General features: G+C 67.7%; 27 protein-coding genes. 11 read left to right on the top strand and 16 right to left on the bottom strand.

Translation table 11 applies throughout. The annotated features are described in order from the left end of the window. Positions 1 to 221 precede the first annotated feature (221 nt). The 7 genes from MF610_RS03210 to MF610_RS03180 all read right to left on the bottom strand — a co-directional run bounded on the left by MF610_RS03210 (position 222) and on the right by MF610_RS03180 (position 7,584). Positions 222 to 1,913, bottom strand: a complete 1,692-nt coding sequence (locus tag MF610_RS03210) for a long-chain-fatty-acid--CoA ligase (RefSeq protein WP_242192680.1) — start codon at positions 1,911 to 1,913, stop codon at positions 222 to 224. Positions 1,914 to 1,989: 76 nt separating this feature from the next. Further along, on the bottom strand, positions 1,990 to 3,654 hold the full coding sequence (locus MF610_RS03205; protein WP_242192678.1) for a GGDEF domain-containing protein: 1,665 nt from the start codon (positions 3,652 to 3,654) through the stop codon (positions 1,990 to 1,992). Positions 3,655 to 3,751: 97 nt separating this feature from the next. Beyond that, a complete protein-coding gene (locus tag MF610_RS03200; RefSeq protein WP_242192675.1) occupies positions 3,752 to 4,048 on the bottom strand; it encodes a hypothetical protein in 297 nt (98 codons plus the stop codon). Between the two features lie 102 nt (positions 4,049 to 4,150). Next, on the bottom strand, positions 4,151 to 4,993 hold the full coding sequence (locus MF610_RS03195) for a S1/P1 nuclease (RefSeq protein ID WP_242192674.1): 843 nt from the start codon (positions 4,991 to 4,993) through the stop codon (positions 4,151 to 4,153). Between the two features lie 46 nt (positions 4,994 to 5,039). Beyond that, positions 5,040 to 5,435, bottom strand: coding sequence for an SMU1112c/YaeR family gloxylase I-like metalloprotein (gloA2, locus tag MF610_RS03190; RefSeq protein WP_242192672.1), 396 nt, complete (start codon positions 5,433 to 5,435; stop codon positions 5,040 to 5,042). After that, a complete protein-coding gene (locus MF610_RS03185; RefSeq protein ID WP_242192670.1) occupies positions 5,432 to 6,370 on the bottom strand; it encodes an isoaspartyl peptidase/L-asparaginase family protein in 939 nt (312 codons plus the stop codon). The genes gloA2 and MF610_RS03185 overlap by 4 nt, the downstream gene beginning before the upstream one ends. 32 nt (positions 6,371 to 6,402) lie before the next feature. Continuing rightward, positions 6,403 to 7,584, bottom strand: coding sequence for an acyltransferase family protein (locus MF610_RS03180; protein WP_242192669.1), 1,182 nt, complete (start codon positions 7,582 to 7,584; stop codon positions 6,403 to 6,405). Positions 7,585 to 7,667: 83 nt separating this feature from the next. On the opposite strand from MF610_RS03180, the gene ispG reads away from it, so the two are divergent. Further along, positions 7,668 to 8,792, top strand: coding sequence for a flavodoxin-dependent (E)-4-hydroxy-3-methylbut-2-enyl-diphosphate synthase (gene ispG / locus MF610_RS03175; RefSeq protein ID WP_242192668.1), 1,125 nt, complete (start codon positions 7,668 to 7,670; stop codon positions 8,790 to 8,792). 56 nt (positions 8,793 to 8,848) lie between these two features. On the opposite strand, the gene MF610_RS03170 is transcribed toward ispG, so the two are convergent. Together MF610_RS03170 and MF610_RS19035 are read right to left on the bottom strand one after the other, a co-directional pair. Next, entirely contained in the window at positions 8,849 to 9,487 is a 639-nt protein-coding gene (locus tag MF610_RS03170; protein WP_242192665.1) for a DUF1345 domain-containing protein, read from the bottom strand. Positions 9,488 to 9,570: 83 nt separating this feature from the next. Continuing rightward, positions 9,571 to 9,696 carry a hypothetical protein gene (locus MF610_RS19035; RefSeq protein ID WP_277923835.1) on the bottom strand — a complete coding sequence of 42 codons (126 nt, stop codon included), beginning with the start codon at positions 9,694 to 9,696 and terminating at the stop codon, positions 9,571 to 9,573. Between the two features lie 120 nt (positions 9,697 to 9,816). On the opposite strand from MF610_RS19035, the gene MF610_RS03165 reads away from it, so the two are divergent. Both MF610_RS03165 and MF610_RS03160 read left to right on the top strand, forming a co-directional pair. Beyond that, on the top strand, positions 9,817 to 10,710 hold the full coding sequence (locus MF610_RS03165; RefSeq protein ID WP_242192663.1) for a DMT family transporter: 894 nt from the start codon (positions 9,817 to 9,819) through the stop codon (positions 10,708 to 10,710). Next, on the top strand, positions 10,707 to 11,063 hold the full coding sequence (locus MF610_RS03160; RefSeq protein WP_242192660.1) for a TfoX/Sxy family protein: 357 nt from the start codon (positions 10,707 to 10,709) through the stop codon (positions 11,061 to 11,063). Before MF610_RS03165 ends, MF610_RS03160 begins: the two co-directional genes overlap by 4 nt. A gap of 181 nt (positions 11,064 to 11,244) precedes the next feature. Here MF610_RS03160 and ppa read toward each other — a convergent pair whose 3' ends face one another. Together ppa and MF610_RS03150 are read right to left on the bottom strand one after the other, a co-directional pair. Further along, on the bottom strand, positions 11,245 to 11,820 hold the full coding sequence (gene ppa / locus MF610_RS03155) for an inorganic diphosphatase (RefSeq protein WP_242192658.1): 576 nt from the start codon (positions 11,818 to 11,820) through the stop codon (positions 11,245 to 11,247). 142 nt (positions 11,821 to 11,962) lie between these two features. Continuing rightward, on the bottom strand, positions 11,963 to 13,885 hold the full coding sequence (locus tag MF610_RS03150) for a M61 family metallopeptidase (protein WP_380870628.1): 1,923 nt from the start codon (positions 13,883 to 13,885) through the stop codon (positions 11,963 to 11,965). 71 nt (positions 13,886 to 13,956) lie between these two features. Between MF610_RS03150 and MF610_RS03145 the strand changes: the two genes are divergently transcribed. Beyond that, entirely contained in the window at positions 13,957 to 15,276 is a 1,320-nt protein-coding gene (locus tag MF610_RS03145; RefSeq protein ID WP_380870627.1) for a methyltransferase family protein, read from the top strand. Positions 15,277 to 15,363: 87 nt separating this feature from the next. Here MF610_RS03145 and MF610_RS03140 read toward each other — a convergent pair whose 3' ends face one another. From MF610_RS03140 to MF610_RS03125, 4 genes are all read right to left on the bottom strand, one after another. Further along, entirely contained in the window at positions 15,364 to 16,737 is a 1,374-nt protein-coding gene (locus MF610_RS03140; RefSeq protein WP_242192654.1) for a glutamate--cysteine ligase, read from the bottom strand. A 67-nt stretch (positions 16,738 to 16,804) separates the two neighbouring features. Next, complete coding sequence (locus MF610_RS03135; protein ID WP_242192652.1) at positions 16,805 to 17,548, bottom strand: 16S rRNA (uracil(1498)-N(3))-methyltransferase; 744 nt, start codon at positions 17,546 to 17,548, stop codon at positions 16,805 to 16,807. 158 nt (positions 17,549 to 17,706) lie between these two features. After that, positions 17,707 to 18,021: a DMT family transporter gene (locus MF610_RS03130; RefSeq protein WP_242192650.1), complete on the bottom strand. Its 315-nt coding sequence runs from the start codon at positions 18,019 to 18,021 to the stop codon at positions 17,707 to 17,709. Next, complete coding sequence (locus tag MF610_RS03125; RefSeq protein ID WP_242192648.1) at positions 18,021 to 18,296, bottom strand: hypothetical protein; 276 nt, start codon at positions 18,294 to 18,296, stop codon at positions 18,021 to 18,023. The genes MF610_RS03130 and MF610_RS03125 overlap by 1 nt, the downstream gene beginning before the upstream one ends. Before the next feature lie 106 nt (positions 18,297 to 18,402). On the opposite strand from MF610_RS03125, the gene MF610_RS03120 reads away from it, so the two are divergent. The 7 genes from MF610_RS03120 (at position 18,403) to MF610_RS03090 (ending at position 24,651) form a co-directional block, all read left to right on the top strand. After that, positions 18,403 to 18,615 (top strand): hypothetical protein, encoded by a 213-nt coding sequence (locus tag MF610_RS03120; protein ID WP_242192647.1) that lies wholly within the window; start codon positions 18,403 to 18,405, stop codon positions 18,613 to 18,615. A gap of 146 nt (positions 18,616 to 18,761) precedes the next feature. Further along, a complete protein-coding gene (locus MF610_RS03115; RefSeq protein ID WP_242192646.1) occupies positions 18,762 to 19,838 on the top strand; it encodes a S8 family serine peptidase in 1,077 nt (358 codons plus the stop codon). Between the two features lie 42 nt (positions 19,839 to 19,880). Then, positions 19,881 to 20,798, top strand: a complete 918-nt coding sequence (ubiA, locus tag MF610_RS03110) for a 4-hydroxybenzoate octaprenyltransferase (RefSeq protein WP_242192645.1) — start codon at positions 19,881 to 19,883, stop codon at positions 20,796 to 20,798. 38 nt (positions 20,799 to 20,836) lie between these two features. After that, on the top strand, positions 20,837 to 22,183 hold the full coding sequence (locus MF610_RS03105) for a TldD/PmbA family protein (RefSeq protein WP_242192644.1): 1,347 nt from the start codon (positions 20,837 to 20,839) through the stop codon (positions 22,181 to 22,183). Then, complete coding sequence (locus MF610_RS03100; protein WP_242192643.1) at positions 22,176 to 22,961, top strand: 3'(2'),5'-bisphosphate nucleotidase CysQ; 786 nt, start codon at positions 22,176 to 22,178, stop codon at positions 22,959 to 22,961. Before MF610_RS03105 ends, MF610_RS03100 begins: the two co-directional genes overlap by 8 nt. A gap of 197 nt (positions 22,962 to 23,158) precedes the next feature. Further along, a complete protein-coding gene (locus MF610_RS03095) occupies positions 23,159 to 23,899 on the top strand; it encodes an energy transducer TonB (protein ID WP_242192642.1) in 741 nt (246 codons plus the stop codon). A 335-nt stretch (positions 23,900 to 24,234) separates the two neighbouring features. Further along, complete coding sequence (locus tag MF610_RS03090; protein WP_242192641.1) at positions 24,235 to 24,651, top strand: hypothetical protein; 417 nt, start codon at positions 24,235 to 24,237, stop codon at positions 24,649 to 24,651. A 24-nt stretch (positions 24,652 to 24,675) separates the two neighbouring features. On the opposite strand, the gene MF610_RS03085 is transcribed toward MF610_RS03090, so the two are convergent. Then, entirely contained in the window at positions 24,676 to 25,374 is a 699-nt protein-coding gene (locus MF610_RS03085; RefSeq protein WP_242192639.1) for an HAD family hydrolase, read from the bottom strand. Between the last annotated feature and the right edge of the window lie 4 nt (positions 25,375 to 25,378).

Raw genomic sequence — 25,378 nt, 5'->3', positions numbered from 1 at the left:
GCAGAGACGCGGAGACGCGGAGGGGTTGCACTCGCCGCGACAGCGGCTCTCTATCTCTCGTGCAGCAGGGAAGAGGCTTCGCCTGGCAGGCTGCAATCGCCTGCTCCGCAACCCCTCCGCGTCTCCGCGCGAACCAATTTCTTCTTCGTGCCTTCGCGCCTTCGCGTGCAAAACCGAGAAGAAGCGGGACGCCGGATCAAGTCCGGAGTGACGGCGGGGAGCTATCCGCGCGCCGCCATGACTTCGGCGATCAGGTCCTTGCGGCTCAGCTTGCCGATCATCGTCTTCGGCAGGGTCAGGCGGACGACCACTTCGTCGACCCGTTCGTGCTTGCCCAGTTGCGGGTTTAGCCATGCCTTCAGCGCCGCGCCGTCGACTTCCGCATCCTCGGCCAGCGTCACATAGGCGTGCGGGCTTTCGCCGCGATAGTCGTTGGGCAGGCCGATCACCAATGCCTCGCGGATCGCGGGGTGGTGGTAGAGGACGCGTTCGATCTCGCTCGGGAACACCTTGAACCCGCCGACCGCGATCATGTCCTTCAACCGGTCGACGATGCGGATGAAGCCGTCCGCGTCGATCGTGCCGACATCGCCGGTGCGCAGCCACTTCGTGCCCTCGGCATCGACGCAGAAGGTCGTGTCGTCGGTGTCGGGGCGGTGCCAGTAGCCACCCATGATCTGCGGCCCGGCGACCACGATCTCGCCGGGTTCACCTTCCGGCGCCGCACGGCTGGCGTCTTCCTTGTCGACCAGCCGCACCCGGGTCTGGGCGATCGGCTGGCCGATGCTGCCGGCCTTTTGCGCGCCGGCATAGGGGTTGCACGAGACGACGCCCGAGCTTTCCGACAGGCCATAGCCCTCGACCAGCGTCGCACCGGTCGCGGCTTCGAACCGTTCCTTGAGTTCGGGCGGCATCGGCGCACCGCCCGAAATGCAGAATTTCAGCGAGGAAAAGTCGGTCTGCGGCAAGCGCGGATGGTCGAGCAGCGCGCGGTACATCGTCGGCACGCCGGGCATGGCGGTGGCGCGGGTACGGGTGATCGCGGCCAGCACCTGTCCGGCGTCGAAGCGCGGCAGCATCACGATCTCGCCGCCGGTCACGACGGTGCGGTTGAGGACGCAGGTATTGGCGAAGACGTGGAACATCGGCAGCGCGCCGAGGATGCGTTCGCCGGGCGTCGGGCCATCGGGGTCGAGCCATGCGACCTGCCGCGCATTGGCCGACAGATTGGCATGGGTCAGCATCGCGCCCTTGGGACTGCCGGTGGTGCCGCCAGTATACTGGATCAGGGCGAGGTCGTGTTCGGGATCGATCACCGGCGTGCCGCAGCCGCCGTCATTGGCGATGAGCGCGGAGAAGGCGGTGACGCGGGCGTCGTCGGGGCGGGGCGTCACCTCCTGCGACCGGAACCAGCGGTAGAAGAGCGACTTGGCCGGCGGCAGCGCGCCCGCGACCGACCCGACGATCAGCCGTTCGAGCGAGCTGGCTTCCAGCACCTTCAGCGCGGTCGGCAGCAAGGCGGAGGCCGACAGGCTGAAGAGCAGCTTCGTCCCCGAATCCTCGACCTGCGCCGCCAGTTCTTGGGGCGTATAGAGCGGCGAGAAGTTCACCACCGTCGCGCCGAGTTTCAGGATGCCGTAATAGGCCGCGACGTAATGCGGCACGTTGGGCAGGAACAGGCCGATGCGGTCGCCCGGCCCATAGCCCATCGCGGCGAGGCCGCACGCGACCCGGTCGGCGCCGTTCTTCGTCTCGGCATAGCTGTAATGCCGCCCGAGAAAGTCAATCAGCGGCGCTTGGCCCCGCTTGGCGGCCGATTCCTCGAACAGCGTCACCATGGACAGCGGCGGCAGCGGCGTCTCCCACGATACGGGGTGGGCGTAGCGGTCGAGAACGGGGGCGCTGCTGCTCATTTACATGGGTGTAAGCAACGGTTGCGGATCGTGCAAGCCGGGTTGCACCGATCGTATGCGATCGTATGCGAAAGCGTCAGGCGGCTATCGCCGACGGCGCGCGGCCGGCGCGGTCGCGCCCGGCGGTCTTGGCCTGGAACAGCGCCTGGTCGGCAAGGCGGTAGAGCCGTTTCCAGTCATTCTCGTCGGCGAGCGGCCCGTGGCAGATGCCGATGCTGCTGGTGATGCGCAGGTCGAAGGGCAGGCGCTCGGCACGGACGCTCGCCAGCATCAGTTCGGGATCGGGCATCGCGCCTTCCTCGCCCAGCAGGGCGAACTCCTCGCCCCCCATCCGCGCGACGAGGACGCCGGGCAGCGCGTAGTAGCGCAGCGTGCGGGCGAACAGGCGCAGCACCTCGTCGCCGCCGTCATGGCCGATCGTGTCGTTGACCTGTTTGAAATGGTCGATGTCGAACAGCATCAGCGTGCGCGGACCATCGGCGGGAATCGCGCGGGCGAGGAAGGCGCGGCGGTTGAGCAGCCCGGTCAGCGGATCGGTATCGGCCAGTTCGCGGCTGATCGCTTCCTGCCGCACCGCTTCGTCGCGTTCTCGGCTGAGCATCAGGATGCGGTGCGCGATCGCCATGCTGGCCACCAGCGTCTCGATCGCCATCGCCACCAGCGTCGAATTGTCGATCCAGAAACTCCACGGCACCAGCCCGAGATTATAGGAGGAACGGACCGCGAGCATGGCGAAGGGTGAGATCCAGCTGATCAGGAACAGCCACAGGAACCGGCTCTGCCGCTGCCACGCGCGCCACAACACGGCCAGCACGATGGCGGGCGATGCGAACATGACCAGCGAATAGAGGCGGTCGAGCGGCGTTATGGCGAAGGCGCCGACCGCCATGAACAGCACGCCCAGCACGCCGAAGGTCCAGCTGGTGACCGCGATCAACCGCTGCGGCCACCCTTCGAGGATGCGCGTTTCGAAGAAATGCGCGCAGAAGGTCAGCGCGGCCGACATGCCCCAGCACAGCACGACATAGTTGAGCAGGATGCGGCGGTTGTTCTCGACGCTGGGCAGCATCCACGCCAGCGCGCCCGACGACGACAGCGCATAGAACAGCAGGCAACCGAGCACCCCGCAATAGGCCAGCTGGAAATCGTGGCGCAGCACGTTCCACAGCGCGAGGTTGTATATCAACAATCCCCCAACCAACCCGATAAATGCCGCATAGAAGGCGGCGAACAGCAGGTCGGACCGGATGCTGTCGACGTCGCTGGCGATGCGCGGACCGACCACGATCCCGCGCAGGTTGCTGGCGCCATCGATCCGCCAGAGCAGCCGGACGATCGGCGCGGTGCTCGGTGCGAAGCGATGCTCGACCACGGCACCCAGCCGCACGTGGCGCGAGATGCCGACCTGGTCGTTGGCGACGCCGGTGATGCGACCATCGGCGGCGAGGGCGTAGACGGCGAGGCGATCCTGCCACACGCTGGCCTGGCGTACGCGGATCGGGCGCGATCCGTCGGTGGCGGCGGGCAGCGGGCCGGACAGGACCCAGTAATCGCCGCGGGCATAGGCGGTCTGCGGCGTGGTGCAGTCGAACCGGTCGGGACGGGCGAACATCGTTCGCGGGCTGTCGCCCGGGGCGATGCGCGCGACACAGGTGGACAGGGTCGCGCCGACGACGCCGGCCTGCGCGCGCGCCGACGCGGCGCCGAACACGCCGATCGCCAGCAACAGCGCAAACAACACTGTCCTACAGGACCACATCATGCGGCCTGCTTCGCATTCCAGCCGCCAATATTTAGTTAACGGCGTTGCGCCCGGCGGGTCGCACACGCCGGCCATGTCATTGCTTTTGCACGACCACGATGGTCAGTCCGGCCACCGCCGCCTGTTGCATAAGCGCCTGTACCGTCGGTGTGGCGGTACCGACCGGCAGCATCACCCGCGCGCTGGAGCGGCCATTGCCGACCGTTTCGGGAAAGGTCGTCGCACGGCTGGGATGCTGTGCCCCCTGCTTCCGGACGAAGGCCGCCACCGCCTCGCTCGGGCCGGTCACCGTCAGTTCGGGTCCGCCCGTCGCCGGGCCGAGGCCGCAGCCCGCCAGCAGCACCGCCGCCGCGATCGTCGCGTAAAATCGCATCCTACCCCCATGTCGCTCGCCGCGTGGTCGCGGTCGGTCCTGGGGCGCAAGCTGACACGGGCGAACGCGCGGCGCAATGGCTGAGCGTCAGCCGATGCTTGTTCAGCCCAGGGCCTCGTCGAGCAGGCGGGCGAGGCGCAGGCCGCCCTTCTTCACCTGATCCTGCGCGATCGGCACCAGCCGGGCGATGGTCGCATCGTCCAGCTTCACCCGCTGGTCGTTCTTGGGCGCGCAGGCGTCGCCGCCATAGGCCGGGGCGTAGGCATAGTCGCGGCTGACGGTCCAGCTGTCGCGGCTCCAGTCCTCGACGCTGCCGGCCTGGATCGGTGCCCGTTCGGCGACGGTATAGGCGCGCAGGATCGACGGCGGCGTACTGATCGCGCGTTCGGCGAGCGGCCCGTCCCAGATCGAATGGAGGTTGAAGCGTTCGGGGCCGTACGCGCCGTAATCCGCCTTCACCCGGTTGCCGCCCAGATCGCCACGGTCGCCGGCGTGCAGCGGCATGTGCAGGTCGCCGACGAAATGGACGAGGAAGGCCAGCGCCATCACCTTTTCGCGCATCGGGACCTTCGGGTCCTTCAGCAGCTTCACGTCGCGTTCGATCTGCGCCGACACGCAATTGCCGTCCTTGCACGCCGATTTCAGGTCGAACGGTTTGCACACGTCGACATTCTGATAATGCCAAGAATACGCATAGCTGAACCGGTCGCCCAGCGGCTTGACGCAATCGGCCCACACGCTTGCCTGTTCGATGGTGCGCGCCGGGCAGGTCGGGGTTTCGAGCAGCGCCTGATGTTTCAGGATGCGCGCGATCGCCGCGCGCGTTTCGGGGCGGACGTTCAGGCGCGCGATCGTCGCGACGCTTTCGTGGCCGAATTCCCAATAGGCATAGGCGGGGGAGGTCGCGAAGACGCAGACGAGCGCGAGGATCAGGCGGCGAATCATGGATTTGGCCCTTACGCGCTTCGCCGCGCGCTGCAAGCGGGCAGGATTACGCAGCGCGTGTTTCGTAGAGTTCGAGCGGCAGACCGTCGGGATCGGCGAAGAAGGTGAAGCGCTGTCCGGTATGTTCGTCGACGCGGGTCGCTTCGCAGACGACGCCGTGCGCGGTCAGGCGCGCGACTTCCGCATCGATATCGGCGACGGTGAAGGCGAGGTGGCGCAGGCCGAGTGCCTCGGGACGCGACGGGCGGGCCGGGGCTTCTGGGAAGGTGAACAGTTCGATCTGCACGCCGGAGATGGTCAGGTCGCATTTCCACGACCGGCGTTCTGCGCGCCACACCTCGCGGATGATCGCGAAGCCGAGGATGTCGGTGTAGAACGCCTTCGACCGATCATAGTCCGAGGCGATGATCGCGACGTGATGCAGACCGGTGAGGCCGCTCATCCCTCTTCGCCGTAAATCGCGACGCGGCGCTCGCCGTCCTGCGACACACGGCCGCGATACATACCGGGGGTGGTCAGGCTCCACGCCGCGTCGCCATGGGGGCCGACGACGATGACGCCGCCGGTGCCGCCCAGCGCCTTCGTTTCCGTCAACACGGTGTCGGCGGCTTCCTGCAGCGTCTCGCCGGTGAAGCGGATGCGCGCCGCGATTTCATGGCCGACGCCGACGCGGATGAAGAACTCGCCCGACCCCGTCGCCGACATCGCGCAGGCGCGGTCGTCGGCATAGGTGCCCGCGCCGATCAGCGGCGAATCGCCGACCCGGCCCCAGCGCTTGGCCGTCACCCCGCCGGTCGAGGTCGCGGCGGCGACATGGCCTCCGCCATCGACCGCGACCGCGCCGACCGTGCCGTACTTCATGTCGACGTCGAACCAGTTGTCGGGATCGGCCTTCATCGCGTCCAGTTGCGCGCGGCGCTCGGGAGTCATGAACCAGTCGGGATCGACCTGCTCGACGCCCTGTTCGGTAGCAAAGGTGTCGGCGCCCGTGCCGGCGAGCAGGACGTGCGGGCTGTGTTCCATCACCGCGCGGGCGAGGGTGACGGGATGGCGGCTGCGGGTGACGCCGGCTACCGCGCCGGCATTGCGGTCGCGCCCGTCCATGATCGCCGCGTCGAGTTCGATCGCGCCGTCGAAGGTCAGCACCGCGCCCCGGCCCGAATTGAAGGTCGGGTCATCCTCCAGCACGCGGACCGCCGCTTCGACCGCATCGAGTGCGCTGCCGCCGCCGGACAGCACCGCTCCACCGGCGGAGAGCGCAGCATCCAGGCCGGCGCGCGCGGCGGCGTCGGTTTCCGCGCTTACCGTATCGCGGGTGAGGATACCGGCGCCGCCATGTACCAGCAGGGTCCAGGGGCGGGGGGAAGCGGTCGACATAGGATGATCCTGCATAGCGGTTTCGCCGCCTGCTAGCAGATCGCAGGCGCGCTGCCACCCTTGCGCACCGGCGGTGGCGTCACGCCCAACAGGATGCCGAGCGGCGGCACCGCGCGGGCGAGAAGGTAGGCGGCGATGCAGGCGAGCAGCGTCGCGATCAGCAGCAGCGCTGCCTCGGCCCATGGGTTGAGCGCGAGCGGCAGGGTGAACCACGTCACCAGCACGATCACCGGATGATGGACGATATAGGCCGGAAACACCGCACGGCCGAGCGATGCGCGCCAGCGATGGTCACGATTGGCGAACCGGTCGGCAAGGCAGAACAGTGTGACGACCATCGACCAGCCCATCACCGACCGTGCGGCGCGATTGGCCGCCATCGCGACGTGCGGCGGCACGGTGTCGCCGGGATAGCTGAGTTCGACCCCGACGACGATCGCCCCGCTGATGACCGCGAGCAGTGCGGCGAGGGCAGCATGACGGTGCAGCGCCCGCCAGAGCGCCGGTCGCCGCGCGATCAGGAAACCCAGCGCGAACAACGGCAGATATTGCGAATGGCCCGCGACGTCGTGGAACAGCCCCTGACCCTCCGGCACGACGAACAGCGCACCGAGCCGCACCGTCGTCATCACCGCGATCGGTGCCCAAAGCAGCCGCGCATCGACCGCCAGCCACGCCGCCGCCCGGTCCATCCACCGCGTTGCGCCGCCCCAAGCGACGAAGCCGGCGAGCAGCATCGAATAGCACCAGAGGTAGACCAGGAACCACAGATGCTCCCAGCTGGGAAAGGCGACGCCGTAATAGCTGCCATAGCGCCAGCCATCGACCAGCCAGAAGCGCAGATAGCCGTGCGGATACCCCTCCTCCAGCACGCGCACCCACATTTCGGCGGGGACGATCGCCAGCATCCCGAACGCCAGCGGGATCAGCAGCCGCCGCGACCGCTCGCCAGCGAAGGTGGCAGGCGCAGCGCTCCGCGCCACCAGCGTCGCGCTGGCATAGCCCGACACGGCGAACAGCAACCCCAACCGCCATGGCGTGACCAGCGCCATAGGCGCGATCAGTTCGCTATAGGCATGGCCGGTGGTCACCACCCAGCGCCACGGGCTGAACGCCATCGCGATATGATATACGATCAGGATGGCGAAGGCGGCGATGCGGAGCCAGTCGAGGCCGTAATGTCGTGACGACGACGTTGTGGTAGCTGCGGCCAATTCCGGTTCCCGACGCGACTTTCGCGTGAAGCAATGCGCGGCTATATCAGGCCCCGAGTAACCCAAACGTTAGCGAGAAGCGCATGTCGATCCGCCCATGGCGCGATATTCACCGCCGGCAAAGCCGCAAGATCATGGTCGGCAACGTGCCCGTCGGTGGCGACGCGCCGGTCACGGTCCAGACCATGACCAACACCGACACCTCCGATGCGGTGGCGACGATCAACCAGATCCGCCGTTGCGAAGAGGCGGGCGCCGACATCATCCGCGTGTCGTGCCCCGACGTCGAGAGCACCGCCGCGCTGCGCCAGATCACCCGGGCGTCGCGCGTGCCGATCGTCGCCGACATCCATTTCCACTATAAGCGTGCGCTGGAAGCGGCCGATGCGGGTGCCGCCTGCCTGCGGATCAATCCGGGTAATATCGGATCGAACGAGCGCGTCGCCGAAGTCGTGCGCGCGGCGAAGGCCAATGGCTGTGCGATCCGCATCGGCGTGAACGGCGGGAGCCTCGAAAAGCATCTGCTCGAAAAATATGGCGAGCCATGCCCCGACGCACTGGTCGAGTCGGCAATGGACCATATCAAGCTGTTGCAGGACCACGACTTCCACGAGTTCAAGGTCGCGGTGAAGGCGTCGGACCTGTTCCTCGCGGTCGCGGCGTACCAGCAACTGGCCGATATGGTCGACTGCCCGCTGCATCTGGGCATTACCGAAGCGGGCGGCTTTGTCGGTGGCACGGTCAAGTCGTCGATCGGTATCGGGTCGCTGCTGTGGTTCGGGATCGGCGACACGATCCGCGTCTCGCTGTCGGCCGAGCCCGAAGAGGAAGTGCGCGTCGGGTTCGAAATCCTGAAGGCGCTGGGTATCCGCAACCGCGGCGTGCGCGTCGTGTCGTGCCCCAGCTGTGCGCGGCAGGGCTTCGACGTGATCCGCACCGTGCAGGCGCTGGAGGAACGGTTGCAGCATATCCGGACGCCGATGTCGCTGTCGGTACTCGGCTGCGTCGTCAACGGCCCCGGCGAAGCGCGCGAGACCGATATCGGCATCACCGGCGGCGGCAACGGCAAGCACATGGTCTATCTGTCGGGCGTCACCGACCACCATGTGCAGGACGCCGACATGATCGAGCATATCGTCAAGCTGGTTGAGGCGAAGGCTGAGGAGATCGAGGCGGCGAACGCGGCGATGCCGCAGGCGGCGGAGTAGGCAAGCGCCGGCCCGACCTTATCCCCGCCCGCGCGGGGATAGCTGCTCGGGGTTTCTCAGGACCCGCCCAGCACGTTCACGCTGAACGCCACCACGCCCAGGTTGAACACGAACGCGATCAGGCAGTGCCCGGTCACCGTCCGCCGCATCGTGCGCGAGGTGATCGACACGTCCGACGTCTGGAACGTCATGCCCAGCGTGAAGGCGAAATAGACGAAATCCCAATAATCCGGCTCGTCGGTGCCGGGCATCTCGATCCCGCCGCTGTCCTTGCCGCCCGCGTCGGCGGTGTAGAACAGATGCGCGTAATGCAGCGCGTAGATGGTGTTGGCAAAGGTCCAGGCGAGCAGCAGCGTCGCGACGACCAGCAGCACGATCCCGGCGCCGGGCGTGCCGCGCTGTCCCAGTTCGATCGCGATGGCCGCCAGCACCACGATCGCGATCCCCGCCGACAGCAACAGCAACAGCGTGCGGTTCGCGTCGTTGCGCAACGCCGCGGCACGCATCGCATCGGCCGATGCCCCGAGCAAGGGAAGGCAGGACAGGAGGAAGACGACCGCGCCGGCATCGAACGCCAGCGGCACGCCGTTGCGCCAGCCCAGCATGGGAACGCTCCACAGACCGGCCGCCATGGCGACCAGTGCGAAGGCGATGAAGCGCGGCGGGGCGATGCGTTGGCCGAGGTTGAGCGACATGCGTGGCGTGTATCGCACCGCCGCCTCGTCCGGAAGCGGCTCGGCCCGGCCCGCCCGTTGACGGGTCGGGCGCGAAAACCGGCTCAGTTCTTGATCGTCACCATGCCGACCGGCTTGTCCTTGGTCGATGCGTTGGCCGCAATGGTCTTTTCCTTGACCGCCTTGGGCTTGCGGATTTCCTTGTTCGACTTTTGCTGGCTCTTGGCCATGACGTTGTCCTTCGTGGGCGAGACGCCCGAGAGCGACCCTACACCATTCCTGCGGTGGCCTTGCATCGAATCGGCACGCACGCGACAGCGATCCTGCCCACCGTTCGAAAAGGTCCGTCCATGTCCGCCGCCCCGTCTTCGCTGCGCGCCTTCCTCGTCGCCGGGGGCGGGATCATGGTCTATACGGTCATGGATGCGCTGATGAAGCAGCTGTCGATCGACAGCGGCGCGTATAATGCGGTGCTGTGGCGGTCGCTGGCGGGAGCGATGCTGTGCGGCGTAGTGTTCGTGGCGCGCGGGCGGCGCTGGCCGGCGTGGGCGGTGCTCAAGCTGCATATCGGGCGCGGCCTCGCGGGCGGGGCGTCGGTCGTGCTGTTCTTCTGGGGACTGGCGCGGGTGCCGATGGCGCAGGGAGTGGCGTTGACCTTCCTCGCGCCGCTGATCGCGCTGTATCTGGCGGCGCTGTTCCTCGGCGAGACGATCCGGCGCGCGGCGATCGTCGGATCGGTCGTCGCGTCGGCCGGCGTGCTGGTGATCGCGGCGGGCGAGGTGCAGGCCGATGCCTCGACCCAGGCGGTGCTGGGCAGCCTCGCCTGCGTCGCGGCGTCGATCCTGTATGCCGTCAGCCTCATCGTGCTGCGGCGGCAGGCGCAGGCCGCCGATCCGCTCGAGGTCGCGCTCTTTTCCAGCCTGGTAATGGGCGTGATCTTGTTCCCTGCCGCCCCATGGCTGGGCGCGCTGCCCGACCCGTCGCAATATGCGACGTTGGCCGGGGCGGTGCTGCTGGGAACCGCATCGATGATGGCGCTCGCCTGGGCCTATGCCCGGGCCGAGGCGCAGGTGCTGGCCCCGGTAGAATATAGCGCGTTCGTCTGGGCGGCGCTGGCCGGATGGATCGTGTTCGGCGAGACGGTGTCGCTCTACACCGTCGTCGGCGCGCTGCTGATCGTCGCAGGCTGCATCGTCGCGGTGCGGCGGCGGGTGCCGGCGGTACAGAGCGAGGCGGGGGCATGAGCGTCGATACCGGACTGATCGACTGGGTCGAAGAGGCGCTGACGCCCGTCGGGCAGGTCAGTTTCCGGCGGATGATGGGCGGGGCGACGCTGTACCTCGACGGCACCGTCTTCGCGATCGTGCTGGACGATGTGTTGTGGTTCAAATCGGATGCGACCGCCGATGCTGTCTGGGACGCGGCGGGGTGCGAGCGCTTCACCTATGATCGCAAGGACGGGACGATCGCGACGATGAACTATCGCCGGGCGCCCGATGCGGTGCTCGACGATGGCGATGCGATGCTGGAATGGGCGCGGATCGCGGTGGAGGCAGGGCGCAGGGCGCCGGTGAAGCGCAAGCGGGCGAAGGGGTGAGGCGCTTGTTCTTTCCGGTCACTCCCGCGAAGGCGGGAATCCATATGCGCCTGCGGTGGTGCAGGATCGTTGACGATAGCGTCGATCGACTCCCGCCGTCGCGGGAGTGACGAGCGGCGGGTCGTGCGCAAATCCGGCTCCCCAAAACGAAACGGGCGGGGAAATCCCCGCCCGTCCGATCTCAGCGACCCGGTACTTCGTAGTCGTGCGGTTCCTCGCCCTGCGCCTTGGCTTCGTTGTAGCGTTCGATCGCTTCCAGCGTGATGCGCTTGGCTTCGTCGGCGCCGCCCCACGTACCGACGCGGACCCACTTCTTCTTTTCGAGGTCCTTATAGTGGGTGAAGAAATGCTCGATCTGTTCGAACACGATTTCGGGCAGATCGGCGCGCTCGCCGACGTTGCTGTAATAGGGGAAGGTCGAATCGACCGGCACGCAGACCAGCTTTTCGTCGCCGCCGGCTTCGTCTTCGAGGTTCAGCACCGCGATCGGGCGCGCGCGGACGACGCAACCGGGGATGAAGGGCGAACGCGACACGACCAGCGCGTCGAGCGGATCGCCATCCGGCGACAGCGTGTGCGGCACGAAGCCGTAATTGGCGGGGTAGCGCATCGGCGTGTGCAGGATGCGATCGACGAACAGCGCGCCCGACGCCTTGTCGAATTCATACTTCACCGGTTCGCCACCGGTCGGAACTTCGATGATGACGTTCAGGCTGCTGGGCGGATTGTCGCCGACGGGCACCATGTCGATGCGCATTAATACTACTCCCTCGTCTCGCGCCTGCGCGCGGTAGAGGCGCCCTTTACCCGTTATTCACAAAGGGTGAAGCTGCTTTTCTTTGGAATCGTTTCGGACACGCCGATCCGGTCCCGATGCGGGACCGAATCGGCGTAGGCGATCACTTGGCGGTGAGCAGCCGGTCGAGCCCGCCATCGCCCGTGCCGACCTTTTCGAGCCGCGGATAGCGGTGCCCTTCGTTATAGGGGATCGCGATCTCGCGCACCGCATCGTCCATGCGGACGGTCAGGCGGATCGGCTCCTTGGTGCCCTTTGCTGCGCCCACCGCGTCACGCAGCCGGTCGGGGGTATAGGCGGTGCCGTTCACCGCAACGATGGTGGTGCCGGTTTCGAACCCGGCCTTGAATGCCGGACTGCCCCACATCACGCTGCCGACCTTGCCGTCCTTGCTGGCGGTGAGGCCGAGCGAATAAGGCAGCGATACGCCGCCGCCGCTCTTCTCGCGCCCCTTCAGATAGGTCGTCGGGGTATCGGTATAGACGATGCGATAGCCGTTGGCGGCAAAGCCATCGATCGGCGCGCGATCGGTACGCGCGTTCAGCCGCTTGTCGAGGAAGCCGGCCCAGTCATAGGGCTGCACGCCGTTCAGCGTCTTGACCACATCGGCCAGCGTGTAGGGCAGCACGCCCCAGTCGCCGTCGCGCATTCCGAAGAAGGCGCGGGCGAAATCGTCCATCGACTTGGTACCGCCCGACTGCTTGCGGAGCATCGAATCGACCTCCATCCACACCAGCAGCCCTTCGTTGTAATAATCCTCCGACCGCTGCCAGCTGACCCAGCCCTTGGGACGCCTAGCGGTGATGACCGGATCGTTGGTGGTGTCGATCAGCGGCCGCCACTGCCGCCCCTCGCGCGCGTCGAGCGCCGCGGCGATATCGGCATAGGCGTCGAGTGTGTCCTGCTTCGACACGAGGCCCGATCGCGCCTGCAGCACATAGCCCCAGAACTGCGTCTGCCCTTCATACACCCACAGCAGCGAGTTGCGCATCGGCGTGCGGAAATCGGGTGTGAACAGGTCCGCGCCGCGGCGATATTTGCCGTCCCAGCTATGGGTGAATTCGTGCGGCAGCAGGTTGCGTTCGCCCGGACCCGCATTCCAGTCGGTGAAATAGCCCGGATCGACGCCGTTTTCCGACGACCGGTGATGTTCGAGGCCGATCGATCCCATCTTGTCGGTGATCGACAGCAGGAACTCATATTTGTCGTAATGCTGCGCTCCGAACAGCTTCACCGCCTGTTCCACCAGCCGGGTATGTGCCGCGATCTGTTCGGGGGTGGCGGCCAGTTCGGACGGCTTGTCGGCGACGACGTTCAGCCCGACGCGATCGGTCAGCGGGAAGCGCTTGAAATACTTGCCAGCGAATACCGGCGAGTCGATCAACGTTTCATAGCTGATGCGCTCATAGCGATAGACGCCGCCCTGTACCTTCGACGGCAGGCCCGACGCGGCGGTCCAACCGGCGGGGTAGCGCACGCTCGCCTCGATCGGAATGCGGCGCGTGTAATAGCCCGCGGGATACAGGCTGACCGCTTCGAATTGCAGGTTGAGCATTTCGGGGGTCACGACGATCCGGCCCTGTTCGCCCTGCGTCGCCGACAGGAACTGGAACTGCACGTCCAGATTCTTCGCACCGGCGGGCACGTCGATATGGAAGGAATACATGTCGAGCGCGTCGCGGGTCCATGGCAGTTCGCGGCCATTGGCACGGACGACAAGGCCGGCCAGCTTCTCGATCTCGCCGCGGGGACCGTGCTTGCCGGGCAGCCATTTCGGCATCATCAACACCATGTGCCCGGCTCGCGCGACCGGGATCGTTTCCTTCACGCGGAAAATGCCCTGCACCGTGTCGGTCGCATCGACGTCCAGCTTGATCGTGCCGGGATAGTCGACGTCGCGCGCCACGGGCACGGTATCGACGATCGGCATCGGCTGCGGCAGGGTGTTGCCCGGCGGGTTGATCTGCTGCGCGGCGGCGGGAAGGGCGGTGGTGGTCAGCAACAGGGCGGCAAATACGGTACGCAAGGGCAGGGGCTTCCTTCGGACAAGGATATGCTTCACCGGATGCTTACCATCGCGGGTGTAGCGGATAGGCCATGTATCAGCCCAACTCCTTGTCCTTGCAAGCCGAACCCGACCGGCGCCCCGCATCGGCCGTATCGTCGGGCGTCGGGCTGGCGGGGCTTGCCGGGCTGTTCGCGTGGATCGCGGTCGCGTGGCATTACGGGATGGATGGTCCCTATGCCGCGCTGATCAACGTCGCCGCGTGCGCACTGCCGATGGTGCTGTGGTCGCTGCTGGTCGACAAGGTGCATCGCAATCCGTCCACGGGCATTGACTGGGCCAACGTCCGGCCGTGGCGCGAGACGATGGAGATCAGCCTGACGAAGCTGGCCGGGCTGTGGATCACCTGGGCCGGGATCGCGGCGATCTATGCCACCGGGCGGTTCTATTGGGAGGGCGGGTTCGCCTTTTCGATGTGGGTGTTTGGGCTGGCGGCGGTGCCGCTGTTCGTGCTGTCGATCCCGTACATGCTGTGGCTCGACCGGCGGCTGGTCGAGCCGAAGGACGGGTGCTGGGCGCTGGGCGCATGGGCGATGCACCTTGACGAGCCGATCGACGCGCAAGCCATCTTCAACCATCTGCGCGGCTGGGCGGTGAAGGCGTTCTTCCTCGCCTTCATGCTGGCGATCGTGCCGCCGGGGTTCGGCGAATTCATCCGGACGCAGCGCTCGGTGATCCTGACCGGACCGGTGCCGCTGGCCAACTGGCTCATCACCTTCATGTTCGTCATCGACGTGGCGTTCGCGACGGCAGGCTATATCCTCGCGATGCGCCCGCTCGACAGCCATATCCGCAGCGCCACGCCTTATGCCGCGGGGTGGTCGGCGGCGCTGATCTGCTATCCGCCGTTCATCCTGATGGCGAATGGCGGCCCGCTGGATTACCATCCGGGGACGGCGGACTGGACCTATTGGCTGGCGGACTATCCGGTGCTGTTGTGGGTGGTCGGCGCGGTGCTGGTGGCGCTGACCGCGATCTATGCTTGGGCGACGATGGCGTTCGGGTTGCGGTTTTCGAACCTGACCCATCGGGGCATTTTGACGCATGGGCCGTATGCGTTCAGCCGGCATCCGGCCTATCTGTCGAAGAACCTCTTCTGGTGGATTTCGACGATCCCGCTGCTGACGACGGCGGACAGCTGGACATCGGCGGCGCGCAGTACCGCGATTCTGGCGTGCGTCAGCGGGGTCTATTACTGGCGGGCCAAGACCGAGGAGCGGCACCTGGGGGCGGACCCGGTGTACCGGGCGTATAGCGAGTGGATGGTGCGAAGGGGGTTGGTGACCAGCCTCTTCAAATCCTCCCCGCTGCGCGGGGAGGGGGACCATGCGCAGCATGGTGGAGGGGCGTAGCGACGGGCGCAGCAATTGCGGCGTTGCCCCTCCACCATCCGCTGCACGGACGGTCCCCCTCCCCATGAAATGGGGAGGATTTTCCGGTTAGAAACTATAGTCCCCGTACACCCGCGACAGGTCGCCGCCCCATTCGCCGGCGAACTTGTCGAGCAGCACCTGCGCCGGCACCTTGCCCGATCGCACCACTTCGCGCAGCGGCTCGATGAAGCCGCTTTCGTCCTCGCCCGACAGGCTGAGGCGGCGGCGGGCGCTTAAGCCCCGGCCGGCGATGTCGAGTACCTCGCCCGCCACGTCGCGCAAACGTCCGCCACCGGGGAGCGGCGCGTCGAGGCCGAGCGCGGGGACGGCGTCGCGCAATTGCTGGCGGTCCTCGATCGACCAGCCCTTCACCAGATCCCACGCGGCGTCCAACGCGCCTTGATCGTAGAGCAGCCCGACCCACAGTGCCGGCAGTGCGCAGATGCGGCCCCATGGCCCGCCATCGGCGCCGCGCATCTCCAGGAAAGTCTTGAGGCGCACTTCGGGGAAGGCGGTGGAGAGATGGTCGGCCCAATCCTCCATCGTCGGCTTCTCGCCCGGCAGGACCGACAGCTCGCCCTTCAGGAAGTCGCGGAACGACAGCCCGGCGGCGTCGATGTAACGACCGTCGCGATAGACGAAGTACATCGGTACATCGAGCGCATAGTCGGCATAGCGGTCATAGCCGAACCCGTCCTCGAATACGAACGGCAGCATGCCGGTGCGCGCCGGATCGGTGTCGGACCAGATGTGCGAGCGGTACGACAGTTGGCCGTTGGGCAGGCCGTCGGTGAACGGCGAATTGGCGAACAATGCGGTCGCCAGCGGTTGCAGCGCCAGTCCGACGCGGAATTTCTGCACCATGTCGGCTTCGCTCGAATAATCGAGGTTCACCTGAATCGTGCAGGTGCGCAGCATCATATCGAGCCCCATCGTGCCGACGCGCGGCATATGGTTCAGCATGATGCCGTAGCGCCCCTTGGGCATGATCGGCAATTCGTCGCGGCGCTTGTCGGGCCACATGCCGAGCCCGAGGAAACCGAGGCCGAGTTCGTCGCCGACCGCCTTCACCTGGTCCAGATGGCGGCCGGTTTCGGCGCAGGTCTGGTGCAGGTTTTCGAGCGGCGCGCCCGACAGTTCGAACTGCCCGGCGGGTTCGAGGCTGACCGATCCGTCCTTGCCGGTCAGCGCGATGACCTTGCCGCCCTCTTCGACCGGGCGCCAGCCGAAGCGTTCGAGGCCGGCGAGCAGGTCGCGGATGCCGCCCGGTTCGTCATAGGACGGCGCGGCGTGATCGCTGGTGCGGTAGACGAATTTCTCGTGCTCTGTGCCGATCCGCCAGCGTTCCGCAGGCTTCTCGCCCCCGGCGAAATAGGCGATCAGCTGCGAACGGTCCTCGATGACCGCTGCGCTGGTGTCCGAAACGGTCTTCGTGCTCATGACCGCGCCCATACGCGCAGGCGGAAGGCCGCGCTAGGGGGCTGTGGTTGATAGGGATATAGTGCGGCTACCAATCGCCACTTGCCGCCATCCATAGTGCGGTCGCCGCCGCCGCCGCGGTCTCGGCGCGCAGGATGCGGGGGCCGAGTGCGATGCCGACTGCTTGCGGGTGGGCGCGGATCGCGTCGCGTTCCTCCGGGTCGAAGCCACCTTCCGGCCCGATCAGAATCGCCGCCGGACCCGGCCGGGCGCGCATCGCGTCGAATCCGGGGACGCCGCCGGTCTCATCGGCGAAGAACAGCGCGCGGTCGGCGGGCCAATCGCGGAGCAGCGCGGTCAGCTTCGCCGATTCGACCAGCGCGGGGAGCGCGGTGCGGCCGCATTGCTCGGCCGCCTCGACCGCATGGGCGCGCAGCCGGTCGAGGTTGAGGCGATCGACCACCGTCCGGCGGGTCAGTACCGGCACGATCCGGTCGACGCCCAGCTCGCACGCCTTTTCGATCGTCCAGTCGATCCGGCCCTTCTTGGTCGGTGCGATGCACAGCCACAGGTCGGGGACAATTTCGCGTTCACGCAGCCGCTCGGCAACGGCAAGGGTCAGGTCGCGCTTGCGGACCTCGGTGGCGTGCGCCAGCCATTCGCCGGTGGCGTCGTCGAACAGGCGGACGACATCGCCGTCCTTCACCCGCATCACCGACAGCAGGTAATGCGCCTGCGTCCCGTCGAGGCGGACGCGCGCACCATCGCCCAGCGGCTGGTCGACGAACAGGCGGGGGGACGAATCGGGCGGCCAGGCGGGGGTAGCGGGCATGGTCGCGCTATAGCAAGCCGGACGGGGTTGGGCAGGGGTGGCCTTCACTACCGTCATCCCGGCGAAGGCCGGGATCCATGGAAAGGAGACATCGCGCGTCGATCAAGCCGGCCCGTATCCATGGATTCCGGCCTTCGCCGGAATGACGAGGACGCCGCTCACGACGCCAGCTTCATCAGCACCAGCCCGCCGACCAGCATCGCCGCCGCGAGCAGCCGCAACGGCGTCACCGCCTCGCCCAGCAACACGATGCCGACGACGAACGCACCCAGCGCGCCGATGCCGGTCCACACCATATAGCTGGTGCCGAGCGGCAATTGCTTCATCGCCAGCGACAACAGCCCGAAGCTGGCGAACATCGTGACGAAGGTCGCGATCGTCGGCCACGGTTTCGAAAAGCCGTCGGACAGCTTCATGTAATAGGCCCAGACGATCTCCAGCAGCCCGGCGACGGTCAGCATCACCCACGGCATCAGTCGGGTGTCCCGTCGCGCTCGACGCGGTAGGCGGCGTCGAGATAGCGGTCCGCCGCCGCGCGCAGTTCGGGTTCCTTGGCAAAGGCGTCGGCCGGGGGCGGGGCAAAACCGAACGCGTCCATCAGCGACCACAGGGCGAAGCGGCGCGACGGATCGCGGGTGACGCCGAAGTCGATCGCCATCCGCTCGCCGGCGGACTTGAGCGCGTCCGGCGACAACGCGTCGGGATCGGCGGTGCCGAAATAATGGCGGAGCAGTTGGTCGAGGTCCATGGGGCCCTCGTAGCGGGGTCGCCGACATGACGAAAGTTTAACGCAACCTCGGGCGTATCCGGCTCGTAGACACTGCCTCGGACATTCCGTTCGAGGGAGATGGAACATGCGTTTCGTTGCTTTGATCGCCCTGCCGCTGACCATGATCGCGGCGCAACCCGCCTTTGCCAAAGGCTGCATTCGCGGTGCCGCCGCGGGCGCGGTCGGCGGGCATATGATCGGCAAGGGCCATGGCAAGCTGGGCGCCGTCGCCGGCTGCATCGCCATGCACCACCATTATGCCAAGCAGGCCAAGGCGCAGAAGGCGGCGCAGCGCTGAGGTCCTGACCCTGTCGGAACGGGCGATTGCGCCGGATCGGCCGTCGCCTCCGACGCAGCAAGTCATTCGAATACGTCGGTATGTTCATATCTTTGCAATCGACCGTTGCGTAGCGACAACGAGCGTAATGGCGAAGGGGCGGGAACATGCGGTACGGGCGGATGGGCGTGGGTCGGTACAAATGCTGGCCGGCGATGCTTGCCACGGCGTTGCTGGTATCGGGGTGCGGCGGGGGCGGCGGCGGTTCGACCGGTACGGTGGTCGTCGCGAATACGCCGACACCTACCCCGACGCCAACGGCGACGACTCCCGCCGCCACCGCCGAACAGGTCGAGGCGGAACGATCGAACGCCGCCACCGTGTCGAAAGCCGATGCAGCGTACCGCGTCGGCGCCACCGGGCGTGGGATTGGGATCGCGATCATCGATACCGGGATCGTCCCGACGCTGAGCGAATTTGCCGGGCGGATCGATCCGGCGAGCGCAAATCTGGGCAGCGACCGCGGGCTGATCGACCTGAGCGGCCATGGCACCGCGATGGCGTCGATCGCGGCGGCGGCGCGCGACGGGCGGGGCATTCATGGCCTCGCTTATGACGCCAGCATCGTTTCGTTGAACGCTACCCGGCCCGACAAGTGCAAGGACTTCGACTGTCCGGCGCAGAGCGACCTCGTGATCGCGGCGATCGATGCGGCGATCGCGGCGCGGGTGCGGGTCATCAACATGTCGTTCAATGTCGACCAGACCACCGAACCGCTGGTCGCCGCGGTACGGCGTGCCGCCGCTGCCGGGATCGTAATGGTCATCAGTGCGGGCAACGAATCGGCCAGCCAGCCGCTGCTGCTGTCGCGGTCGTTCGTCGAAGCCGGTTCGGGTCATGTCATCATCGTCGGCGGGATCGACGCATCGGGGCGTCCGTATCGCTCGGGCAACGCGGCAGGCGGCGGTGCGGCGGCGGCATCCTATCTGATGGCGCTGGGTGTCGATGTGAACATGCTCGACCGCAACGGATTGGTGATCGCGCAGAGCGGGACCTCGGCATCGGCGGCGGTGGTGAGCGGCGCGGTCGCGCTGATCGCGCAGGCGCGGCCCAAGCTGACCGGTGCGCAGATCGTCACGCTGCTGCTGAACAACGCCACCGACCTCGGCGATCCGGGGCGCGATGCCACCTATGGCAACGGCGCGCTCAATATCGCAGCGGTACTGGCGGCGTCGGCGGGCTGATCGGGCTGGGCAAGCCGGGCGGTTAGTGGCAGCAGGGACGGCATGCCTTTCCCTGTCGCCACCAACGTCGCCGATACCGAACATCGCGGGCTGATCGCGATCCTGCCGCGTGCCGCCCGCCCGTTCGCGCTGCTCGCCCGGTTCGACCGGCCGATCGGCTGGTGGCTGCTCTACTGGCCCGGCGCATGGGCGATCGCGCTGTCGGGCCGCGCGGTTGAGCGGTGGGACATGCTGTTGTGGTTTCTGATCGGCAGCATCGCGATGCGTGGTGCGGGCTGCGTCTATAACGACATCGTCGACCGCGATCTCGACCGGCAGGTGGCACGCACCGCGAACCGGCCGCTGGCGAGCGGGGCGGTGTCGGTGAAGGCGGCGTGGGGCTGGCTGGTGTTCCTGAGCCTGATCGGCTTCGTCGTGCTGCTGCAACTGAACTTCACCGCGGCGATCGTCGCGTTGCTGAGCCTCGTGCTGGTTGCGGCCTATCCGTTCATGAAGCGGATTACGTGGTGGCCGCAGGCGTGGCTGGGCATGGTGTTTTCGTGGGCCGCGCCGGTCGCGTGGGCGCAGATGGGGGGCGAGGACTGGACGCCATTGGCGTTGCTGTACGCCGGCGCGATCGCGTGGGTGATCGGCTACGACACCATCTATGCCTGCCAGGATACCGAGGATGACGCGATGGTCGGGGTGCGATCGTCAGCGCGGGCGATGGGGCGGCGGGTGCGGCCGGGGGTGACGGTGCTGTACGTCGTCGCCATCGCGTGCTGGGCGGGGGCGGTGTGGCGGGTGTTCCCGACGCCGCTGGCGCTGGCCGCGCTGTTGCCGGGTGCCGCGCATCTGTTGTGGCAGGTAGCGACGCTCCGGCCCGACGATGGCGCCAATACGCTGCGGCGATTCCGGTCGAACCGCGATGCGGGGTTGCTGCTGTTCCTTGGCCTGCTGGTGGTGGGGCAGGCGGCGTGAACGTTGCGGCGGGCGTGCGCGCTTCCCATGTGCCGGTCATGCTGACTCCCCAAACCGCCGTAGACCGCGCCCGATCCGCCATCGCCCGCGCCCGTGCCTGTGGCGCCGATGCCGCCGATGCGATCCTCGTCGCCGATACCGCGCTGTCGGTGTCGGTGCGGCTGGGGCAGATGGAGGATGTCGGTCGCTCGGAAGGCGCCGAGCTGGGCCTGCGCGTGTTCGTCGGCCAGCGTTCGGCGAGCGTGTCGACCTCCGACCTGTCCGAGGCGGGACTGGCGACGCTGGCCGAGCGAGTGGTGGCGATGGCGCGCGCCGCACCGGAAGATCGCTGGGCCGGCCTGGCACCGGCCGAGCGGCTGCTCCACGGCGCGCCGCCGCTGCTCGATCTCGACGATGGCGGCGACGTCGCGCCGCAGCTGTTGCGGGAAGCGGCGCTGGCGGTGGAGGACGCCGCGCGATCGGTCGCGGGCGTCAGCAATTCCGAAGGCGGATCGGCCGGCTACAGCCGCGCGGTCGTCGCCTTCGCCACCAGCCATGGCTTCGCGCAGGGCTATGCCGTTACCAGCCACGGCATCTCGGCCAGCGTACTGGCGGGCGAGGGCGCGGGGATGCAGCGCGACCATGCCCATCATTCGGCGCGCCACCGCTCGATGCTGGAAGCGCCCGAGACGATCGGACGGCGCGCGGGCGAACGCGCGGTGGCGCGGCTGCACCCGGTGAAGATCGATGGCGGAGCGATGCCGGTGGTGTTCGACCCGCGCGTCGGGGGCAGCCTGATCGGCCATGTGCTGGGCGCGATCTCCGGCCCGTCGATCGCGCGCGGGACCAGCTTCCTGCGCGAGCAGCTAGGCCATGCGATCCTGCCCGAGGGGCTGTCGATCATCGACGATCCGCACCGCCCGCATGGGCTGCGCGCCCGGCCGTTCGATGGCGAGGGGCTGCCGGTGTCGCCGATGGCGCTGGTCGAGCGCGGCGTGTTGCAGACATGGCTGCTCGACAGCGCGTCGGCGCGGCAATTGGGGCTGGAGCCGACCGGCCATGCCTCGCGGGGGTTGGGTGGTCCGCCGGGCGTGACGACCGGCAACGTCCATCTGGCGGGCGGCGCTGGCAGCGTCGACGCGCTGATCGAGGATATCGAACGCGGGGTGCTGCTGACCGAGCTGATCGGGCAGGGCGTGAATGGCGTCACCGGCGATTACAGTCGCGGCGCGTCGGGCTTCCTGATCGAACGCGGCGAGATCACGCGGCCGGTGTCGGGGATCACCATCGCCGGCAATCTGCGCCCGATGCTGCTGTCGATGCGCGCGGCGGGCGATCTGGAGCATAAGCAGGGGGTCAATGTGCCGACGATCCGGGTCGATGGCATGACGGTGGCGGGTGGCTGAGGCGACGCTGCTCGAACAGGTTACCGCAATCACCGCCGAAGCGGCGGCGCTGGCGTTGGCGAGCTGGCGCGGGGAGTTCGAGACGTGGGAAAAGGCGCCGGGCAATCCGGTGTGCGAGATCGACCTGTCGGTCGACCGGCTGCTGCATCGGCGGCTGACGGCGTTGCTGCCTGAGGCTGGCTGGCTGTCGGAGGAGAGTGCCGACGATGCGGTGCGGCTGGCGCGGCGGCAGGTGTGGATCGTCGATCCGATCGACGGCACCCGCGACTATATTCGCGGGCGCGACGGTTGGGCGGTGTCGGTCGCGCTGATCGAGGACGGGCAGCCGGTGCTGGGCGTGCTCGACGCACCCGTCCGGCGGCAGCGCTGGACCGCGGCGGCAGGGCAGGGCGCGCGCAGGAACGGCGAGCGGCTGGCGGTCAGCCCGCGCGTCGACTTCGCCGGTAGCCGGACGCCGGTCGATGCCCTGCCCAAGGCGGATCGCGACCTGTTGATGGTGCCGAAGCCCAATTCGATCGCGCTGCGCATGGCGATGGTCGCAAGCGGGGAGGCCGATTTCCTCGCGACGCTGCGCTGGGGCAATGAGTGGGACGTGGCGGCGAGCATCCTGATCGCGCGCGAAGCCGGGGCGACGGTGACCGACGCGATCGGGCGCAAGCTACGCTTCAATCAGGCGCGGCCGCAGTTCTTCGGGGTGATGGTAGCGGCGCCGGGCATCCATGCCGCGGCGGTCGAGCGGTTGCGGGAGCGGGCGATCGTGGCGCTGGGGAAGCGGTAGGGGGTCGCCACCTTTCCTGCCAAAGCCGCACACGTCACCCCAGCGTAGGCTGGGATCTCCCGGTTGGTTGGCGGGACAAGAGCCGCCAGAGACCCCAGCCTTCGCTGGGGTGACGCGGGTGGCGGGCCGGCTGGGACGGGGGAGAACCTTTGCTCGGATCACCCGCCATTCATCGGCGTTGTGCCAGCATAATGGCCATGACGACGACCCTGCCGGACCGGAGCCGCATCGGCGCGATGGGCGTGACGATCCTGTTGCATGTCCTGCTCGGCTGGGCGCTGATCGTCGGGCTGGGCGTGGACGTGACGCGGACGGCGCAGAGTGCGCTGGCGACGTTCGACATCCTGCCGCCGCCGCCCGATCCGCCGCCCCCGCCGCCGGTGCCGCAGGTCGTGCGGCAGGGCCGGCCCGAGGGACGCGCCGCGCCGCCCAATATCCGGTCGAAAGCGACCGAGATCGTCGCGACGCCGCCGGTCGTGCCGCTGCCGGTGCCGCCGCCGGTGGTGACTGCTCCCTTCGCCGGGCCGGGCAACGACGCCTCGTCGGGCGCGACCGATACCGTCGGGCCGGGGACGGGGGCGGGCGGGGTAGGCGACGGCTTGGGGAGTGGCGGCGAGGGAGATGGCGACGGCAGCGGTGGAGGCGATACGCCGCCCGAGCAGATCGGCGGGTCGCTGCAGGGCGCGCGGTTGCCGGTGGAGCTGGAGGAGGATGGCTTCGAAGGGTCGGTCGAGGTCGACTATGTCGTCGAGCCGAACGGGCGCGCCAGCGACTGCCGCATCCGGCGGTCGAGCGGCAATCGCGCGATCGATATCGCGACCTGCCGCCAGATCGAACGCGCCTTTCGCTTCCGTCCGTCGCTGGACGCGCGGGGGCGGCCGGTGCGGTCGGTCATGGTGCAGCGGCACCAATGGGACGTCGAGCGCGAGCGCGAATAGCGCGGTTTTCGGCCGGGTTCGGCGCTAAAGTTCACTAAGTTCACACTAGTGGCGTGTTTGCGTGACGTGTGGTTTTTGGGTTTGGACGCGCGTGCATGTCGGCGGTGAGAAAGAGCGGGGCGGAGGTTAGCCGCGGTGGGGCGTTGTAGGAAAGCGGTCCATAACCCCTCCCCGTCATCCCCGCGAAGGCGGGGATCCATAGGCGCAACGGTCGCGATCCTGTCGCCGACGTCGGCGTGTATGGATTCCCGCCTGCGCGGGAATGACGAGGGGGTTGGGGGGCAGTGTCGGTCCAGCCTATTGCGCACAAGTCTGGCGATGGGCAGCATCCGTCGATGCTACGCGCAACCCTTGCCCTGTCGTCAACCCTGCTCATTACTGGCTGCGGATTGGCGCCCGAATGCTCGTCGGACCTTGTGCACAAGGCCTATGACCTCGCGAGCGATCGCTATGCGGTGGTCGAGGTGCGGGATTGCGGAGCGACGACCTCGAAGGCAACGGTCGTCTGGGTCGGACGTGCGAACCAGCCGTTGGAGGATGCCACCGAGGTGTTCGTCGCGGACGACAATCATGGGGTCGCGCCGGTGATGGAGTTTCCAAACATGCCGGTCAGCGTCGTATGGCCTCGGCCTGGAATGCTGTCGATAGCATATGATTCGCAGGCGCGGGTATTCCGGCGTGTTCCGAGCGCGGAGGGGGCCACCATCCGCTATATCGCCACCGATCCGATAGCGGTTCCTCCCCCGTCCTGACCGGTAAAGGCGTGATTGATCCGCCTATTCCTCTCCCTGGTACTTGATCTGCAAGAACCGTTCGCGCGTCGCGAGGCTGTCGAGGTCGCCCTGTGCCAGTTGGCGGGTCATCGACGCGATCTCGTCGTCGATGATCTTCAGCCCGTCGACCAGTTGCTGGTCGGGCGTGCGGCCGTTGCGTTCGACGCGGCGGAGCGGCTCGGGGACCCGCTGATAGCCGCGCACCAGTTCGGGGAGCTGTTCGCCGACCAGCTTGCGCACCTCGGCGGCGGCAGGTTCGTCGTCGGGGAGCGTCGCGAGCTGCGCCGACAGCGTGTCGAGCTTCACTCCGATCGCATCGGCCAGCGTGATCGCGGGCGCGGGGAGGGCCGGGCGCTGCGTCGCCAGCCAGCGTTCGGTCTGCGACGGTAGCGACTTGATCGGCGCCTGCACCAGCTGTTCGACCGCGACCTCGCGCGTGACCGGCAGCAACGCGAACAGCGCGGTGGCGGCGATCAGCAGCGCCATGACGACCATCGCGCCCCCCAAGCCCAGCGGCACGAACCAGCCGATGATGAGCGCCGCGACGATGATCGCGCCGTCGGCGGCGGCGATGCGGCCGAGGCGCCGCAGCACCTCCGCCTCGCGCCGGCGACGCGCGCGCGGGGCGACCTGCCCATGACGTTCGCGGGCGCGCTCCAGCGTCAGGTTGGCGCGTTCGAGGACCTCGTCGCTGCGCGACATCGCG

Source organism: Sphingomonas hankookensis (assembly GCF_022664465.1).
Taxonomy (GTDB): Bacteria; Pseudomonadota; Alphaproteobacteria; order Sphingomonadales; family Sphingomonadaceae; genus Sphingomonas; species Sphingomonas hankookensis.
Note: the sequence above shows the minus strand (reverse complement) of the source record. Positions and strands in the feature narration are given on the sequence as shown.

Excerpts from the sequence above, each read along its gene's own strand:
- MF610_RS03125 (WP_242192648.1), bottom strand. The coding sequence starts at position 18,296 with ATGGACCTCGACCAACTGCTCCGCCATTATTTCGGCACCGCCGATCCC.
- MF610_RS03170 (WP_242192665.1), bottom strand. The coding sequence starts at position 9,487 with ATGTCGCTCAACCTCGGCCAACGCATCGCCCCGCCGCGCTTCATCGCC.
- MF610_RS19035 (WP_277923835.1), bottom strand. The coding sequence starts at position 9,696 with ATGGCCAAGAGCCAGCAAAAGTCGAACAAGGAAATCCGCAAGCCCAAG.
- MF610_RS03120 (WP_242192647.1), top strand. The coding sequence starts at position 18,403 with ATGCGTTTCGTTGCTTTGATCGCCCTGCCGCTGACCATGATCGCGGCG.
- MF610_RS03195 (WP_242192674.1), bottom strand. The coding sequence starts at position 4,993 with ATGATTCGCCGCCTGATCCTCGCGCTCGTCTGCGTCTTCGCGACCTCC.
- MF610_RS03130 (WP_242192650.1), bottom strand. The coding sequence starts at position 18,021 with ATGCCGTGGGTGATGCTGACCGTCGCCGGGCTGCTGGAGATCGTCTGG.
- MF610_RS03165 (WP_242192663.1), top strand. The coding sequence starts at position 9,817 with ATGTCCGCCGCCCCGTCTTCGCTGCGCGCCTTCCTCGTCGCCGGGGGC.
- MF610_RS03145 (WP_380870627.1), top strand. The coding sequence starts at position 13,957 with ATGTATCAGCCCAACTCCTTGTCCTTGCAAGCCGAACCCGACCGGCGC.
- ppa (WP_242192658.1), bottom strand. The coding sequence starts at position 11,820 with ATGCGCATCGACATGGTGCCCGTCGGCGACAATCCGCCCAGCAGCCTG.
- MF610_RS03160 (WP_242192660.1), top strand. The coding sequence starts at position 10,707 with ATGAGCGTCGATACCGGACTGATCGACTGGGTCGAAGAGGCGCTGACG.
- MF610_RS03135 (WP_242192652.1), bottom strand. The coding sequence starts at position 17,548 with ATGCCCGCTACCCCCGCCTGGCCGCCCGATTCGTCCCCCCGCCTGTTC.
- MF610_RS03185 (WP_242192670.1), bottom strand. The coding sequence starts at position 6,370 with ATGTCGACCGCTTCCCCCCGCCCCTGGACCCTGCTGGTACATGGCGGC.
- gloA2 (WP_242192672.1), bottom strand. The coding sequence starts at position 5,435 with ATGAGCGGCCTCACCGGTCTGCATCACGTCGCGATCATCGCCTCGGAC.
- MF610_RS03140 (WP_242192654.1), bottom strand. The coding sequence starts at position 16,737 with ATGAGCACGAAGACCGTTTCGGACACCAGCGCAGCGGTCATCGAGGAC.
- MF610_RS03200 (WP_242192675.1), bottom strand. The coding sequence starts at position 4,048 with ATGCGATTTTACGCGACGATCGCGGCGGCGGTGCTGCTGGCGGGCTGC.
- MF610_RS03090 (WP_242192641.1), top strand. The coding sequence starts at position 24,235 with ATGCTACGCGCAACCCTTGCCCTGTCGTCAACCCTGCTCATTACTGGC.
- ubiA (WP_242192645.1), top strand. The coding sequence starts at position 19,881 with ATGCCTTTCCCTGTCGCCACCAACGTCGCCGATACCGAACATCGCGGG.
- MF610_RS03210 (WP_242192680.1), bottom strand. The coding sequence starts at position 1,913 with ATGAGCAGCAGCGCCCCCGTTCTCGACCGCTACGCCCACCCCGTATCG.
- MF610_RS03105 (WP_242192644.1), top strand. The coding sequence starts at position 20,837 with ATGCTGACTCCCCAAACCGCCGTAGACCGCGCCCGATCCGCCATCGCC.
- MF610_RS03115 (WP_242192646.1), top strand. The coding sequence starts at position 18,762 with ATGCGGTACGGGCGGATGGGCGTGGGTCGGTACAAATGCTGGCCGGCG.
- MF610_RS03085 (WP_242192639.1), bottom strand. The coding sequence starts at position 25,374 with ATGTCGCGCAGCGACGAGGTCCTCGAACGCGCCAACCTGACGCTGGAG.
- MF610_RS03095 (WP_242192642.1), top strand. The coding sequence starts at position 23,159 with ATGACGACGACCCTGCCGGACCGGAGCCGCATCGGCGCGATGGGCGTG.
- ispG (WP_242192668.1), top strand. The coding sequence starts at position 7,668 with ATGTCGATCCGCCCATGGCGCGATATTCACCGCCGGCAAAGCCGCAAG.